This window comes from Virgibacillus flavescens (assembly GCF_050574275.1).
Taxonomy (GTDB): Bacteria; Bacillota; Bacilli; order Bacillales; family Amphibacillaceae; genus Virgibacillus_F; species Virgibacillus_F flavescens.
Map to the genome: position 1 here is coordinate 3,303,224 of NZ_CP192260.1, position 14,523 is coordinate 3,317,746.

Genomic DNA, 14,523 nt, shown 5'->3' on the forward strand with positions numbered 1-14,523 from the left:
CTTATATAATAGAAGCACTACATACGAGCGGGACAAAAGAACCGTCCCTCTGTCCCTAAGGAGGTTTGACTGGCTGTGAGAACTGTTTTTTCTTTTTTGAGATCTTATAAAATCCCGATTTGGGTTGCATATACGTTAACGCTGATTGAGCTTGCGACTGAGCTGCTTCTTCCTTTTTTCCTTGGAATTATGATAAATGAAGGCGTGATGAAAGAGGACGTTGGCAGTATTGTGATGTGGGGCAGTATTATGGTTGGACTGGCTTTCTCGGCATTTTTTGCTGGTATTATTAATTCCTTTTACGCCTCACATGTCAGTTATGGTTTTGGTTATGATATTCGTGAGAAATTGTTTAAAAAGGTTCAGGCATTTTCGTTTAAAAATCTCAACCAATATCCAACATCCGTACTCATGACCCGATTCACCAACGACGTTCGGCAGCTGCAGAATACCATTCACATGGGATTGCGCATCATGGTAAAAGCACCATTGATTGTTCTCGGTGGCGTGGTTATGGCGTTTATTGTCAATGCCAAGCTTGCCCTGATCTTCCTTATAACTGTTCCATTGCTGATTTTCTTTTTACTTTGGGTGCTGAAGCGCGCGAGTGTCCTCTTCCGCAGCGTGCAGCAGCGGGTTGACAGTGTAAACCGGGTTATGCAGGAAAATCTTGCAGGAATGCGGTTAATTAAAGCATTTTTGCGCCGTAATCATGAGGAAAACCGTTTTATGAAAGCGAATGAAGATTTAGCATCGGAAACACGCTATACCTTCCGCTTCGTCGAGGCATCGATGCCTGTGCTCTTATTTGTCATGAACATGAGCTTGATCTCAATTCTGTGGTTCGGAAATAATCAGGTGGTTGCTGGTGACTCGTCGGTTGGTGATATTGTAGCGATTGTCAATTACGCGCTGCGTGTCTCGATGGCAATCTCCATGTTCACCTTTATTACGATGGCTTTCTCGAGAGCAAAAGCATCTGCCACCCGCCTTGGTGAAGTACTTGATGTGGATATCGATTTACATGAGTCCAAGGACGCACAAGCAGACACTGTCGTAGAAAATGGAAAAATAAATATGCAGGACGTTACGTTCGCCTACCATACAACGAACGAGAAGGTTCTCAGAGGGATATCTTTTTCCGTTAATGCTGGCGATTCGGTTGCGATTATTGGTGCTACCGGATCAGGGAAGACTTCCCTCTTCCAGCTGTTGCCACGTTTGTACGATGTGAACAGCGGAGTGATTTCGATTGACGATAAACCGATTACCACCTATACCCTGGAGCATTTACGCCGCGCTATCGGTTATGTGCCGCAGAATCCATTGCTTTTCAGTGGTTCTATTTTTGAAAATATCGCCTGGGGTAAGGAACATGCTACGGAAGAAGACGTAATTCAGGCGGCAAAAGATGCGCAAATCCATTCCACGATTATGGACTTGCCAGATCAATACCAGACTAGAATTGGTCAAAAAGGGGTTAACCTTTCCGGTGGTCAAAAGCAGCGTCTTTCGATCGCACGCGCGCTGATTCGCCGGCCGAAAATTTTAATGCTCGACGATTGTACCAGTGCGCTTGATTTAGAAACAGAGTCGAAGCTGCTTCAAGCAATTGAATCGTATGCCTGTACGAATCTGATGATTACACAAAAGGTCACCACCGCCATGGACGCTGACCAGATCCTTCTAATGGATCACGGACAGATTCTGGCGAACGGAACCCATCACGAACTGCTGGAACAATCAGCGCTCTACCGCAAGATTGTCGAGTCGCAGTTTGGAAAGGAGTATCTCCATGCCAATTAGTCAATTCAAAGAACCTTTCCAGGAAAAACGTATTCCGCTTGACGAAGTTTCAGCTAAAAAATCAAGAAAAGCGCGTAATACTGCCGGAACCATAAGGCGCATTTGGGCATATTTACTCCGGGACAAACTCACCTTAACACTGGTCATTCTAGCAGTAGTGGTCAGTTCCGGACTTGCACTTCTTGGTCCCTACCTCGTAGGAATGGCAATCGATGATTATATCGTTACAAAGAATAGCGCTGGACTTGGCGTGCTACTGATCTGGCTGGTTATTATTTATTTATTTCATTCGGTCGCCATCTTCCTGCAAAATTATTGGATGGTGGGAATTGCACAGAATACCGTTTATTCACTGCGGGAAAACCTGTTTAAACAATTTCACCGGCTTCCTATCTCTTATTTTGATAAGCGGCAGCACGGAGAACTGATGAGCAGAGTCACAAATGACATCGATAATATTAACAATACACTCAACCAATCCGTGATACAGATTTTTTCCAGTATCCTGACACTTGTAGGAACAGTAGTTGTTATGCTGATCTTAAGTCCGCTGCTTACACTTGTGACAATGTCAATTATTCCATTAATGTTCTTCGGAATGAAGTGGATCACGAAACGAACCGGTCCCTTATATAAGCTGCAGCAGCGGGATCTGGGCGAATTAAATGGTTATGTGGAAGAGACCGTTTCCGGACAGCACGTGGTCAAAACATTTTCCCAGGAAGATCGTGTTATTGGCGAATTTAAGGAACGCAATAAAAAACTGCGCCACACCGGTTTCTGGGCGATGACGATTTCTGGATTCATCCCAAAAGTAATGAACATGCTGAACTATCTCAGCTTTGCTTTGGTTGCGCTTGTCGGGGGAATTCTCGCTGTTAATGGCATGATCACGGTCGGCGTTATCGTTATTTTCACCGAATATGCGCGGCAGTTCACCCGCCCACTGAATGAATTATCCAACCAGTTTAATATCTTGCTATCGGCGGTTGCTGGTGCGGAACGCGTCTTTAACGTAATGGATGAAAGTCAGGAAGAAACAGATGAGGCATCTGCGGAAGTCTTGCCAGAAACAACTGGGCATGTGCAGTTTGAGGATGTGTCATTTGCGTACGAAGATACAACTATTTTGAATCATATTACATTTGAAGCGAATCCTGGTGAGACAGTCGCGTTTGTCGGCCATACCGGTGCTGGGAAAACAACGATTATCAACTTGATCGCCCGCTTCTACAACTATGACGAAGGTAAGATCACGCTCGACGATGTCGATATTAAAGATATTAAGCGTTCCAGTCTCCGTCAGCATATGGCGTTTGTTTTACAGGATTCCTTTCTATTTAAAGGAACGATTATGGAAAATATCCGGTACGGGCGATTGGACGCGACCGACGAAGAAGTAATCGCTGCTGCGAAAAACGCCAATGCACATGGTTTTATCGAAAGCTTATCGAATACGTATGAAACCGTATTAGACCAGGAAGGCAGCGGAATCAGCCAGGGACAGAAGCAGTTAATCACGATTGCCCGGGCATTGCTTGCTGACCCTTCTATCCTGATTTTAGATGAAGCGACAAGTAATATTGATACCATTACCGAGGTGACGATTCAGGACGCATTGAAACGATTGATGCGCGGCCGGACTAGTTTCGTAATCGCCCACCGGTTAAACACCATTCAGGAAGCAGATAAAATCATCATGCTCGAGCATGGAAACATTATCGAAAAAGGCAGCCACACGGAATTAATCCGGAATAAAAGTCATTACTATAATCTGTTCCAGGGTCAGTTGACACAAGTTTAGCAGATCAAGCGTTTCTCAATGCTGAAAAATACGAAAGTCCATGATAAAATGTAGCTGAACCACAGAAAAAAACATTCGACAATAAATGACAAATGTCGGGCCGTACCTGGTACCGCCCGAATAATAGTGAGGTGTTCAGCAATGGGAAGAAAAGGTACGATGGTGGAAGAACAAATCGACAGTAAACATCTGGACGAGGTTATGACACTGAAAATATATCAGCCAGAGTCATTCTCGCCGTTATATAAATACCATGTCTGCATCATGCAGGACGGTGATGATTATTATCAGCTTGGACGTGCTGCAACGCTCAGTGATCGGCTGCATGATAAAGAAGAAATTGACAATACCGTATTTGTTGGAATTCATTATAACGATAAGTACGATCGCAAGGAAAAATATCATCCGAGTGGTGAAAAACAAGAAGCGTACATCCGCTTTCTCGTGTACGAAGTAGTTCCGCTACTCGATGATTTACTGCCAACTTATCATATGAGCGGCGCACGTGCATTAATGGGCGATTCGCTGGCCGGAACGCTTGCGTTAATGACTGCACTACGCTATCCATATACGTTCGGCAAGGTCATCATGCAATCACCATATGTCGACGAAAAAGTGATGGATGCTGTCCGGAGCGCGAAGGATATTCATTCCATAGATATTTATCACACAATTGGACTCGAAGAAACCGAAGTTGATACAACCGCCGGTACGAAAGAAGATTTCCTTGTACCTAACAGAGAATTAAACAAACTTCTGGAGGAAATCGGAGTCAGCTATATTTATCACGAAGTTGAGGGCGAACATACGTGGAAAGCCTGGCAAAAAGACTTAAAACGAGCTTTAACATCCATGTTTCATTAATTTTTTAGAAAACTGTAACAAATTACCCACCTTTTTTTGTAAAATATTTGTTATAATAGAGTGTAAAGCCTATACCAATTTATTCATCAATGAACTAGCTGGTACTTCATATAGTAATAGTCGCACAAAAATAATTAGGAGGTTTTACTATGAAATACGGAATTGCAATATTTCCATCAAAGCCAGTCCAGGACAAAGCGAACGCGTTACGTAAGCGTTATGACCCGCATTATGCGTTAATTCCGCCACACATTACATTGAAGGAAGCTTTCGAAGCGGACGATGATACCATTCATAAGCTTGTATCTGAGCTTCGCGCAATCGCTAAAGAAACTGCACCAATTAAAATAAATATTAATAAAGTCAGCACCTTCGCACCAGTGACCAACACCATCTACATGAAAGTAGAAGCAACAAAGGAAATCGTTGACTTGTTTGAAAAAATGCAGTCCGGCCGCTTCCCTGCCAATAAAGAATATTCATTTGTGCCGCATATTACGGTTGCACAAAAGCTATCTGACCAGGAATATGCCGATGTGTATGGCAGCCTGACGATGAAAGATATTCAATTGGAAGATAAAGTGGATCGTTTCCAGCTGCTGTATCAACTGGAGAATGGTTCATGGACGGTTTATGAATCATTTGTATTTGGGAAAGACGAATAGTGGATATAAAAATCGTCGAATCAAATGCCGAACTTGAACAAGCCTACCATGTTCGAACCACAGTATTTGTCGAAGAACAAAAAGTACCTCCTGAAATGGAGCTGGACCAATTCGACGAGACAGCGATCCATCTCGTTGGCACGAAAAACGGTGTGCCGATCGCTGCTGCCCGTTTACGGTTTGTCGATACCTATGGAAAACTTGAACGTATTTGTGTATTGGATACGGAACGGGGAAAATCCTACGGGAAATTAATGATTCAGCGTATGGAACTGGAAATAAAAAATAATGATTATAATAAAGCTAAGTTAAACGCGCAAACACATGCAGAAGCGTTCTATGAACGACTCGGGTACGAAACGGTATCTGGCGAATTCATGGATGCCGGTATTCCACATGTGACAATGGTAAAAGAGTTATAGAAAAAGTCAGTTTGCTGGACCTCAGACGTCGGCATTCTGGCTTTTTTTGTTTTTTACACAGTCTTGTATGCAACCCTGTAATTGGGATAACCTAAGCATTGAATACATATTAGAAAACTTGGCTTACCGCTAGTCCTTATGGCAAAAGCTATAGTTTGTGCTTATACAGTAAGAAAGGATGGATACTTTCTTATCTGCGTAGAAAGGGGTTGTCTTACATGGAGCATTTACTATCTATTTTACTGGAGTCCATATTCGGTTTTGCAGCTTTGTTTATCCTTACAAAAGTACTAGGTAAAACACAAATTACACAGCTCACCCCATTTGATTTTATTGCAGCATTAGTACTTGGAGAATTGGTAGGAAACGCTCTGTTTGACGACCAGTACGGTATTCTGGAAATTGCATTCGCAATAGGATTATGGGGAATCATTCTATTTATAACAGAAAAAATAACCCAAAAGTACAAAGGTACTCGTGGATTATTAGAAGGCCAGCCGTCTATTATTATCAGAAAAGGTAAATTGATGCGGGAAGAAATGAAAAAAAGCAATCTCGATATTAACCAGCTCCAGCATATGCTGCGGTCAAAGGATGTCTTTACAATCCGGGAAGTGGAATATGCTATTTTAGAAACAGACGGAACAGTTTCGGTATTAAAAAAATCGGCATACCAAATCCCTACTCGCTACGATCTGAATCTAAAGCCAGAAGCACTTAGCCTTGCCGTCACACTGATCAATGACGGTGAAATTATTTGGGATAATCTCAAGGAAAATAACCTGAGCGAAAAATGGCTCACCGATGAATTACAAAAGCAGGAAATCACTACCGTATGTGACGTGTTCTATGCCGAATGGACAGAAGGCCACGAACTCTTCGTACTCCCATTCACAGATCGGGAAACTTAATACTTCCGCATGCTTAATCAGCCCTGTGCGGTACAAAATAAGTGGATAATTGATCGCTTCGTATATTCGAAGATGCGATCATAGATCCACTTTTTTGTACGACAAGTAACTTTTTCAGCGCCATCACATAATAGATGTTAAATTCACCGGCCAAGCGCATGATATCCAAGCTTTTTCAGCTGCATAATCATATCCTCTTTCTCATCTGTGCTTAGTCCGCCCATTATATCGTTCATCGCATCGACGTGTTTTGGGAAAATTTGTTTCATGATCTTTTCTCCGTCCATTGTAAGAGCTGCATACTTAATTCGGCGATCGTTCGGACTGTCTTTCCTTTCAAGAAGTTGCTTTCCCTCTAATTTATCTACTACATATGTTGTACTGCTGCTCGCAAGCAAGATTTTTTTACCGATTTTTTGGATGGGCTGCTGTCCTTTGTTGTACAGCAGTTCCATCACGGAAAACTCCGTCAGACTTAGTCCATGGCTTTTTATGTCCTTAACTACTTCATTCTCAATAGCCTGCAGCGCGCGGGTGAGCACGACGAATAATTTCAATGAGCTGCTGCTTTGGCGTTCTAAATTATCAGGTTCTTTCATATAATCAGCCCTTTAGTTGCTATTCTTTTGTAAACGTAATTGTACTTCTGACGGTATCAATCGGACGAACTACTTTTTCGATCTCTTCACGTTTCGGTTCCAGCATTGGCGGCAGAGACAGGCTTTCACCAAGTGTTTCATACGTTTCATCGTCCATAAAACCTGGTCCGTCGGTAGCAAACTCGAATAAAATCTGTGGTGCAACATTTACATATAGAGAACCGAAGAAATGTCGGTCAACAAACCCGGAAGTTCTGAACCCGAAGCTCTCCATGTGACCAATCCATTCTTCCAATACCGAGCGATCTTCTACGCGGAATGCGGCATGATGCACCGTCCCAAAACCTTGTCTTGCTGGTGGTAAATCAGCATCATGTTCCACCACTACCTGTGCACCATTTCCGCCTTCTCCCACTTCAAATAAGTGAAAAGCCCCTTCATCCGCAATCTCCTTAAACTGCAGCACTTTTTCCATCATTTCTTTAAAATACTTGTAGTCTGCAATGCGAACAAACAACGGTCCAAGTCCAGTAATGGCATGAGCTAGCGGAACGGGTCCATTCTTCCAAGGTGTCCCTGCAGCAACTCCCTGATTGTTTTCATCTGAAATTAGCTGGTATTTCTGATCATCAAAATCAACGAATGGCAGCACTTTTTTGCCGAATTGTTCCTGAATTCCTTCGTGTTTAACATCCAATCGGTCAAAACGTTTAACCCAATACTCGATGGCAGCGTCGTCTGGTACACGGAACGAGGTTTTAGCAATTTCATTTGTACCGTGGACCCCTTTTGGAATCCCCTGAAAATCAAAAAATGTCATATCTGTACCCGCGCTTCCCGTATCATCTGCAAAAAATAAATGATAGGTCTGGATATCATCCTGGTTTACTGTTTTCTTTACTAACCGCATTCCTAATATATATGTGAAAAATTCATAGTTTTTTTCTGCACTGCTTGTTATTGCTGTAACGTGGTGAATTCCTTTTAATTCATTCATTTTATTACCTCCAAATTGTCTCAGTTTCTATTATCTTCAATTCGAGATAATTTTACTACTCCTTCTATCTCTTGTCAATTTGATTGCTTCTATTGAATTTTTTTTACAAAAGCGTATACTGTGAATATAAATACATTATATTCACATATTCATATATGGAGGTAAACGCAATGCCAAAGGGATTTAGCGAACACGAAAAACAACGGATTATCACTGCACTTGTTGATCAAGGAAAGCTGTTGTTCAGTAAATACGGATTACAAAAAACCAGCATTACCGAATTAACCAAACAGGTTGGTATTGCACAAGGAACTTTTTATAAATTTTACAATTCGAAAGAAGCATTGTATTTCGAAATTCTTGAACAAGAAGAGGAAAAGATAAAGAAACAATTTGCAGGGATAGATATTCAAGCGAAGAATCAGCCAAAACAGGCAATCAAACAACTGCTCCTGCAGACGATTAACACCATTGAAACAAATCCATTCATTCGTCAATTGTACGTTGAAAACACGATAGAATCTTTACTCAGAAAGTTACCACCAGAACGACTTGAAGAACATTTCAATAATGACTCTGCTGCATTGCTGCCTTTGATTAGAAAATGGCAAAATCAAGGCGTGTTGATTGAACAAAATCCAGAAGTTATTGCAGGGGTATTGCGGTCTTTATTTATACTTACACTCCATCAGAAGGAAATTGGACAACTGGTATACAAGAAAACGATGGAATTACACATTGACCTAATAGTGGAAGGTCTTGTAACAGAGGAGAATTAGTTATGGAGACAATTATTCAGACGACTCACTTATCCAAGTCATACAAAGGCTTTCAAGCAGTTGATGATGTTTCTATCCAAATTAATAAAGGGGAAATATATGGTTTCATCGGTCTAAACGGAGCTGGTAAAACAACGACCATCCGGATGTTGCTTGGTTTGATTCGTCCTACAAGCGGCTCTTGTTTTATTATGGGTGAAAAGGTCAGTCTCACCAATCATTTCATTTGGAAAAATGTTGGGTATATGGTCGAATCCCCTTCCGCCTATCCTGAACTCACTGTGAAGGAAAACTTAGATATTTTCCTGAAATTTCGTTTGATTTCTGACCTGCATGCTGTTGAGCGTATGATTGATAAACTGAACCTGACAGCGTACACGCACAAAAAAGCTCGAGATCTTTCCTTAGGGAATAAGCAGCGATTAGGCATAGCGAAAGCTCTCTTGCACAATCCTGAAATACTGATTTTAGATGAGCCCGTTAATGGTTTGGATCCTGCTGGCATAGTAGAAATTAGAGAACTGCTGCACGATTTAGCGTTCAACAAAGGTGTAACAATTTTCATTTCCAGTCACCTCCTTGGTGAAATTGCCAAAATCGCAACCAACATAGCCATTATTCATGATGGCCAGTTGATTCAGGAAATTGGAGCCAACAGCTTACGGACGTTGCTGAATCAACGCCTACTACTTGATATGCATGATAAAAACGAAGCGCTAGCAATCCTGAAAACAGCTGGATACGCAACTGCCCTTAATGAAAACGGACTTATTGAGACGTATGATAAAGAAGCAATTCGCAATCCGGATCACATAGCTAGTCTTATCGTTCACAATGGTGTACCTCCTACCATGCTGAAAGTAGAATCCGAAAATCTGGAGTCCTATTTTTTAAGGGTGATTGGTAAGAAAGGAGCCGAAAATCAATGAATTCGTTCCGTGTCGTCTTATATGCTGAAGTACTGAAAATTCGCAAATCAAAAATCCTTTGGTTTACCCTTGCCGCTTTTTCTATCGCTCCTTTAATGGGTGGGTTCTTTATGTTCGTTCTTAAAAACCCGGAACTTGCCGAGAGTGCTGGGTTACTAGGAGCGAAAGCTCAAATTGTTGGAGAAGCGAATTGGCCCTCCTATTTAAGCTTACTCGCTCAAACGATCGCAGTAGGAGGAATTTTGACTTTTGGATTTATCACAAGCTGGGTGTTTGGCAGGGAATATACCGATCGGACCGCTAAGGATCTATTGGCCCTTCCTTACTCCAGAGCAATTATTGTAAATGCTAAGTTTGTAACTATCCTGCTAACGAATATACTTTTAAGCCTGCATGTCATTATAGTCGGGATCATTATCGGGTTAGTAATTGGACTCCCCATGTGGACATTATCGGTAGTGATACATGGACTTTATGTATTGATGATTACAACACTTTTAACTGTTGCACTTGGCACCCCAGTTGCTTTTTTTGCTATTTACGGCCGAGGGTATTTAGGTCCGCTTGGTTTCGTGGTGTTAATGGTTGTCTTCTCGCAAATTATTGCTGCTGCCGGTTATGGTGCATATTTCCCGTGGGCTGTACCTGCCTTGTATAGTGGCGTAACGGGAACTGCACAAATTCTCCCTATCAGCAGTGTCTCTATTGTTCTTTTGGTGAGTTTGCTTGGTTTCATCAGCACCCATTTATTATGGCTTTTTGCTGATCAGCATTAGATCTATCTCTGAATAAAAAAACTGATTGGCAGGCACCAATCAGTTTTTCCTGTTTATTTTTTTGCTGGTTTCTTCCTTCTTATCTCGTTTCTCATAATAAGCTGCTTCTGGATTATACAAGCGATTTTCATCGACTTTATCTTTCCCTTTTTTCATGGCATTCACCTCTCTTCCTCTTAACTTTCCGCTTAGCGTTATTATTATTCTACATAAAAAAATCCCCGAATAGTTTAGTCCGCCATCCAGGGTATAATCATGTTTCTATTCTAATTTTTAGGAAAGAGTCCTCGCCAGAAGAATTCAATAATTTGTTCAGCGGCTTCTTCTGTATTAGAAAAAATCGACTTGTTATCCGTTGTTTTATAGTTACCTACTCGCACAAGCGATAAATATGCCTGTGCTGCAAAAGCAGGGTTAATTTCTGGAATCTCGCCATCATTTACGGCATCGACAAATGACGTTTCAATCGCTTGATGCATATCTTTTTTTGCATTGTGCATTTTTTTAGTCTGTTCCGTCGTTAATGCATCCTTTAGGCCTTTCGTAATTCCCTCTATATCAATGTTAACGGTTGCCCTTAAATGTGCTCGCGTAACGTTCAGGAGTCGCTCGCGTAACGGCAGATCCTCCTGCAGCAAAACATGCATTCTTTTTCTGATCCGCTCCATCATCTGCACCATGGTTTCGGTAAATAATTCTGCTTTACTGTCATAATAATAGTATACGGTTGCTTTTGTTACGTTACATACTTTTGCAACATCATCGACCGATACATTGGGATAACTGTTTTCTAAAAAAAGTCGGGATGCAGCCATTAGAATGCTATCTTTCGTTGGCAGTTCCAAATCCTTCGAACGTGGTCTGCCTGGTGAACGATTCTGTTTGCTTTTCACACGTGCTCTCTCCCTGTCCTTTATTTATTTTTGTATTATAACATCTATCGAATAAATAGTGTTAATTGTTGTAAATTAACCATCTGGTATATATAATTAATCTAATTAACTCATCTTTCACAGAATGAAATAAGTTGATGTTTCCTGCAATAATTAAATAGACTCTTATAGTTGACGAAAAAAAATAAAATTTGATGTAACTTTAGCTTTATTTCCAAAGTGATGTTCACTAGCTGCCGTACAGGATCGCTGCGGGCGGATGCTTTCCGCGGGCACGGCTTCAGTCTCCTCGAGAAACCCACTCTGCGGGGCCTTCAGACTCGTGCTGTTCCCGCAGGAGTCACCACCCTCCGCTCACCTGTACTGATAAAGTTATTTAATTCTTTATTATTTCTTTCTACTAATTCATTCTGATATAAGCACAACTATTATACCAGTAGCTAATATACATGAAGACTCCTGTGGAAGGAAAGGTGAAGTAACTGAAAAAGTGTGGATTTTGAAAATTAGTATTACACTTTAACTTAGCATCTTCGAATTCACGAGACTCCTGCGGGAACAGCGAGTGCTGAAGATCCCGCAGGAAAGCGGTCTTTGCTTATCCGAGGAAGCTGAAGCCGTGCCCTAAGGTGCGCGAAGTGTATTCGAAGATGCGATCGCAGATTCACTAAATTCGTCTCCCATGTGATTTTTTCAGTGTCTGGAAGCTCACCAGCCGCCCACGGAAATCTCGTTGTTGATACTCGCAATTTTTTTAAGTTAGGTAGTATGTTATATCATTAAGCAAATAAAACGCGAACCTATTCGAACATAATAGGTTAACTATCAGGAGAGGAAGATTTGATGTACAACTTTTTAATGAAATGGGGAAAATTGGTTTCTGGCTCAAAAAGCCGCTTCGCAACGCTTGTCATTTGGATTTTGGTAATTGGAATATTAACGTCGATTTGGCCACAAGTAAATGACGAAGAAACCACCTCCACTAACCTGCTGCCAGAAGATGCCATGTCAGTTGAGGCAGCTAAAATTGCGGACGAACAATTTCCTAATAATACCGGCGTCCCTCTCCTGCTCGTATGGTATCGGGACGGAGGATTAACGGATACGGATTACCAGGCGGTTCAATCACTCTATAAAGAGTTAAATCAGGATCCACTGGAAAACCAGTCACTTGTCCCGGATTTCGGAAGCATTCCTGCAGAAGCATTAAAAGCCTCCGCTTCGAGTGACGGCGCTGCACTTTCAACACCGGTATTTTTTGAAAAAGGTACTGCTACAGAAGCATTGCAGAAGTCACTAGATACACTTGAAGATCGCGTCACAAGTATAACATCTGACAACCCTTTCAAAACAAAAATTACTGAAGACGGACTCCATCTCCGATTTACTGGACCGGTTGGCATTCAAACTGATGCGACGGAACTGTTCAGTCAGGCAGACGTTACACTACTGATTTCTACTGTATTACTTGTATTAGTTTTGTTAATCGTACTCTATCGCTCCCCTATTCTGGCAGTCGTTCCCTTAATCAGTGTAGGAATCGCGTATGGATTAATCAGCCCATTACTCGGCTTCATGGCAAGTCAGGGCTGGATTGAGGTAGATGCACAGGCAATTTCGATTATGACTGTTCTGTTGTTTGGAGCAGGTACGGATTACTGTCTGTTCTTAATTTCACGCTACCGCGATGAATTGCAGCTGGAAGTTAATAAATATACAGCACTTCAGAAGGCAATCGGTCATTCTGGCGGCGCAATTATGATGAGCGCTCTAACAACTGTACTTGGTCTATTAACGCTTTCGTTAGCGCAATATGCATCCTACGATCGTTTTGCTGTACCGTTCAGTTTAGCAATATTCGTGATGGGGATTGCGGTTCTGACGTTCTTGCCGTCCATTCTTTCTTTGCTTGGTAGAGTAGCCTTTTTCCCATTTATTCCGCGTACTGAAAAAATGACACAGGAACTTGAGAAAAAGAAAGGCAAACGTGTTCGACGACCGAATACAAGAAGCCGCTTCAGTAAGTCTGTCGGCCATCTTGTAACTACAAAACCGTGGACGATTATTATTATTTGTACTGTTTTTCTCGGAGGCCTTGCGCTATTTGTTCCTAAAATAGAGTATACGTATGGCGTACTTGATTCGTTTCCGGAAGATATGCCGTCACGTGAAGGTTTTGAAATTATTGCCGAACACTATCCTCCTGGAACGATAGCGCCTGTACAGGTAATTGTCGATACTGGGAGTGAAGATGTTTCGTTGAAAGAAGATCTTGCTTCACTTGACGTGGTGGAGTCTGTAAGCGATCCGAAAACCGGCGAGACCGATCCAGGTTATCAGGCGTATGAACTTACCTTAGCAATTGATCCTTATTCGAATCAGGCAGTAAATCAGATTCCTGAGATAAAAGAATCGGTAGAAAACTTCCTCACTGATGCAGGTGTAAAACCTGCTGATGAAAATGTCTGGCTAGGTGGAGAAACGGCAGGACTCTATGATACCGAGCAGGTTACCAGCCGGGATCAAAACTTGATTATACCTGTCGTTCTTGTGATTATTGCAGCATTACTGCTCGCGTATTTGCGCTCGATTGTAGCGATGATTTATTTACTGCTGACCGTAGTGCTCTCCTATTTCTCTGCTTTAGGTCTGGGCTGGATCTTAATTCATTATGGTATGGATGCACCTGCCATGCAAGGTTTAATTCCACTGTATGCGTTCGTATTCTTAGTCGCGCTTGGGGAGGATTACAATATATTTATGGTCTCAAGTATTTGGAAAAATCGATTGACGATGCCAATGAAAGAAGCCATTGCTGAAGGAGTTGGCCAGACAAGTGGTGTAATCAGTTCAGCAGGATTGATATTAGCCGGTACGTTTTCTGTATTGGCAGTTCTGCCGCTTCAGGTACTCGTTCAATTTGGAACCGTCACAGCAATTGGTGTTTTACTCGATACATTTATTGTTCGACCATTACTTGTGCCAGCCATCACCACGGTCCTTGGAAGGTTCGCTTTCTGGCCAGGTAAGCTTTGGAAGAAAAAAGATTAGTGGATACGTTTTGTTTAATTTTAACTG

13 protein-coding genes are annotated in these 14,523 nt (G+C 41.8%); 10 read left to right on the forward strand and 3 right to left on the reverse strand.

Translation table 11 applies throughout. From position 1 onward, the window contains the following. Positions 1–75: 75 nt before the first annotated feature. From VBD025_RS16795 to VBD025_RS16820, 6 genes are all read left to right on the forward strand, one after another. Positions 76–1,806 (forward strand): ABC transporter ATP-binding protein, encoded by a 1,731-nt coding sequence (locus tag VBD025_RS16795; protein ID WP_430787565.1) that lies wholly within the window; start codon positions 76–78, stop codon positions 1,804–1,806. Continuing rightward, entirely contained in the window at positions 1,796–3,610 is a 1,815-nt protein-coding gene (locus VBD025_RS16800) for an ABC transporter ATP-binding protein (protein ID WP_430787567.1), read from the forward strand. The genes VBD025_RS16795 and VBD025_RS16800 overlap by 11 nt, the downstream gene beginning before the upstream one ends. Before the next feature lie 141 nt (positions 3,611–3,751). After that, positions 3,752–4,474: an alpha/beta hydrolase gene (locus VBD025_RS16805; RefSeq protein WP_430787569.1), complete on the forward strand. Its 723-nt coding sequence runs from the start codon at positions 3,752–3,754 to the stop codon at positions 4,472–4,474. Between the two features lie 149 nt (positions 4,475–4,623). Continuing rightward, on the forward strand, positions 4,624–5,139 hold the full coding sequence (locus tag VBD025_RS16810; RefSeq protein ID WP_430787571.1) for a YjcG family protein: 516 nt from the start codon (positions 4,624–4,626) through the stop codon (positions 5,137–5,139). Beyond that, the gene (locus VBD025_RS16815; RefSeq protein WP_430787573.1) at positions 5,139–5,561 is read left to right on the forward strand and encodes a GNAT family N-acetyltransferase; all 423 of its coding nucleotides are present in this window, start codon (positions 5,139–5,141) and stop codon (positions 5,559–5,561) included. The genes VBD025_RS16810 and VBD025_RS16815 overlap by 1 nt, the downstream gene beginning before the upstream one ends. Positions 5,562–5,779: 218 nt before the next feature. Then, entirely contained in the window at positions 5,780–6,472 is a 693-nt protein-coding gene (locus VBD025_RS16820; RefSeq protein WP_430787575.1) for a DUF421 domain-containing protein, read from the forward strand. Positions 6,473–6,615: 143 nt separating this feature from the next. On the opposite strand, the gene VBD025_RS16825 is transcribed toward VBD025_RS16820, so the two are convergent. Together VBD025_RS16825 and VBD025_RS16830 are read right to left on the reverse strand one after the other, a co-directional pair. Beyond that, on the reverse strand, positions 6,616–7,071 hold the full coding sequence (locus tag VBD025_RS16825) for a MarR family winged helix-turn-helix transcriptional regulator (protein WP_430787577.1): 456 nt from the start codon (positions 7,069–7,071) through the stop codon (positions 6,616–6,618). A gap of 19 nt (positions 7,072–7,090) precedes the next feature. Further along, positions 7,091–8,068: a ring-cleaving dioxygenase gene (locus tag VBD025_RS16830; protein ID WP_430787579.1), complete on the reverse strand. Its 978-nt coding sequence runs from the start codon at positions 8,066–8,068 to the stop codon at positions 7,091–7,093. A 170-nt stretch (positions 8,069–8,238) separates the two neighbouring features. On the opposite strand from VBD025_RS16830, the gene VBD025_RS16835 reads away from it, so the two are divergent. Genes VBD025_RS16835 through VBD025_RS16845 form a run of 3 tightly spaced genes read left to right on the forward strand, consistent with a single transcriptional unit; the run spans position 8,239 to position 10,552 of the window. Then, positions 8,239–8,847 carry a TetR/AcrR family transcriptional regulator gene (locus VBD025_RS16835; RefSeq protein ID WP_430787581.1) on the forward strand — a complete coding sequence of 203 codons (609 nt, stop codon included), beginning with the start codon at positions 8,239–8,241 and terminating at the stop codon, positions 8,845–8,847. 2 nt (positions 8,848–8,849) lie between these two features. Beyond that, positions 8,850–9,776 carry an ABC transporter ATP-binding protein gene (locus VBD025_RS16840; protein ID WP_430787583.1) on the forward strand — a complete coding sequence of 309 codons (927 nt, stop codon included), beginning with the start codon at positions 8,850–8,852 and terminating at the stop codon, positions 9,774–9,776. Next, entirely contained in the window at positions 9,773–10,552 is a 780-nt protein-coding gene (locus VBD025_RS16845) for an ABC transporter permease (RefSeq protein WP_430787585.1), read from the forward strand. The genes VBD025_RS16840 and VBD025_RS16845 overlap by 4 nt, the downstream gene beginning before the upstream one ends. 266 nt (positions 10,553–10,818) lie before the next feature. Here the strand turns inward: VBD025_RS16845 and VBD025_RS16850 are convergent, their stop codons facing one another. Beyond that, complete coding sequence (locus tag VBD025_RS16850) at positions 10,819–11,445, reverse strand: TetR/AcrR family transcriptional regulator (RefSeq protein WP_430787587.1); 627 nt, start codon at positions 11,443–11,445, stop codon at positions 10,819–10,821. Positions 11,446–12,288: 843 nt separating this feature from the next. On the opposite strand from VBD025_RS16850, the gene VBD025_RS16855 reads away from it, so the two are divergent. Continuing rightward, entirely contained in the window at positions 12,289–14,496 is a 2,208-nt protein-coding gene (locus tag VBD025_RS16855; RefSeq protein WP_430791472.1) for an MMPL family transporter, read from the forward strand. The last annotated feature ends 27 nt before the right edge of the window (positions 14,497–14,523 follow it).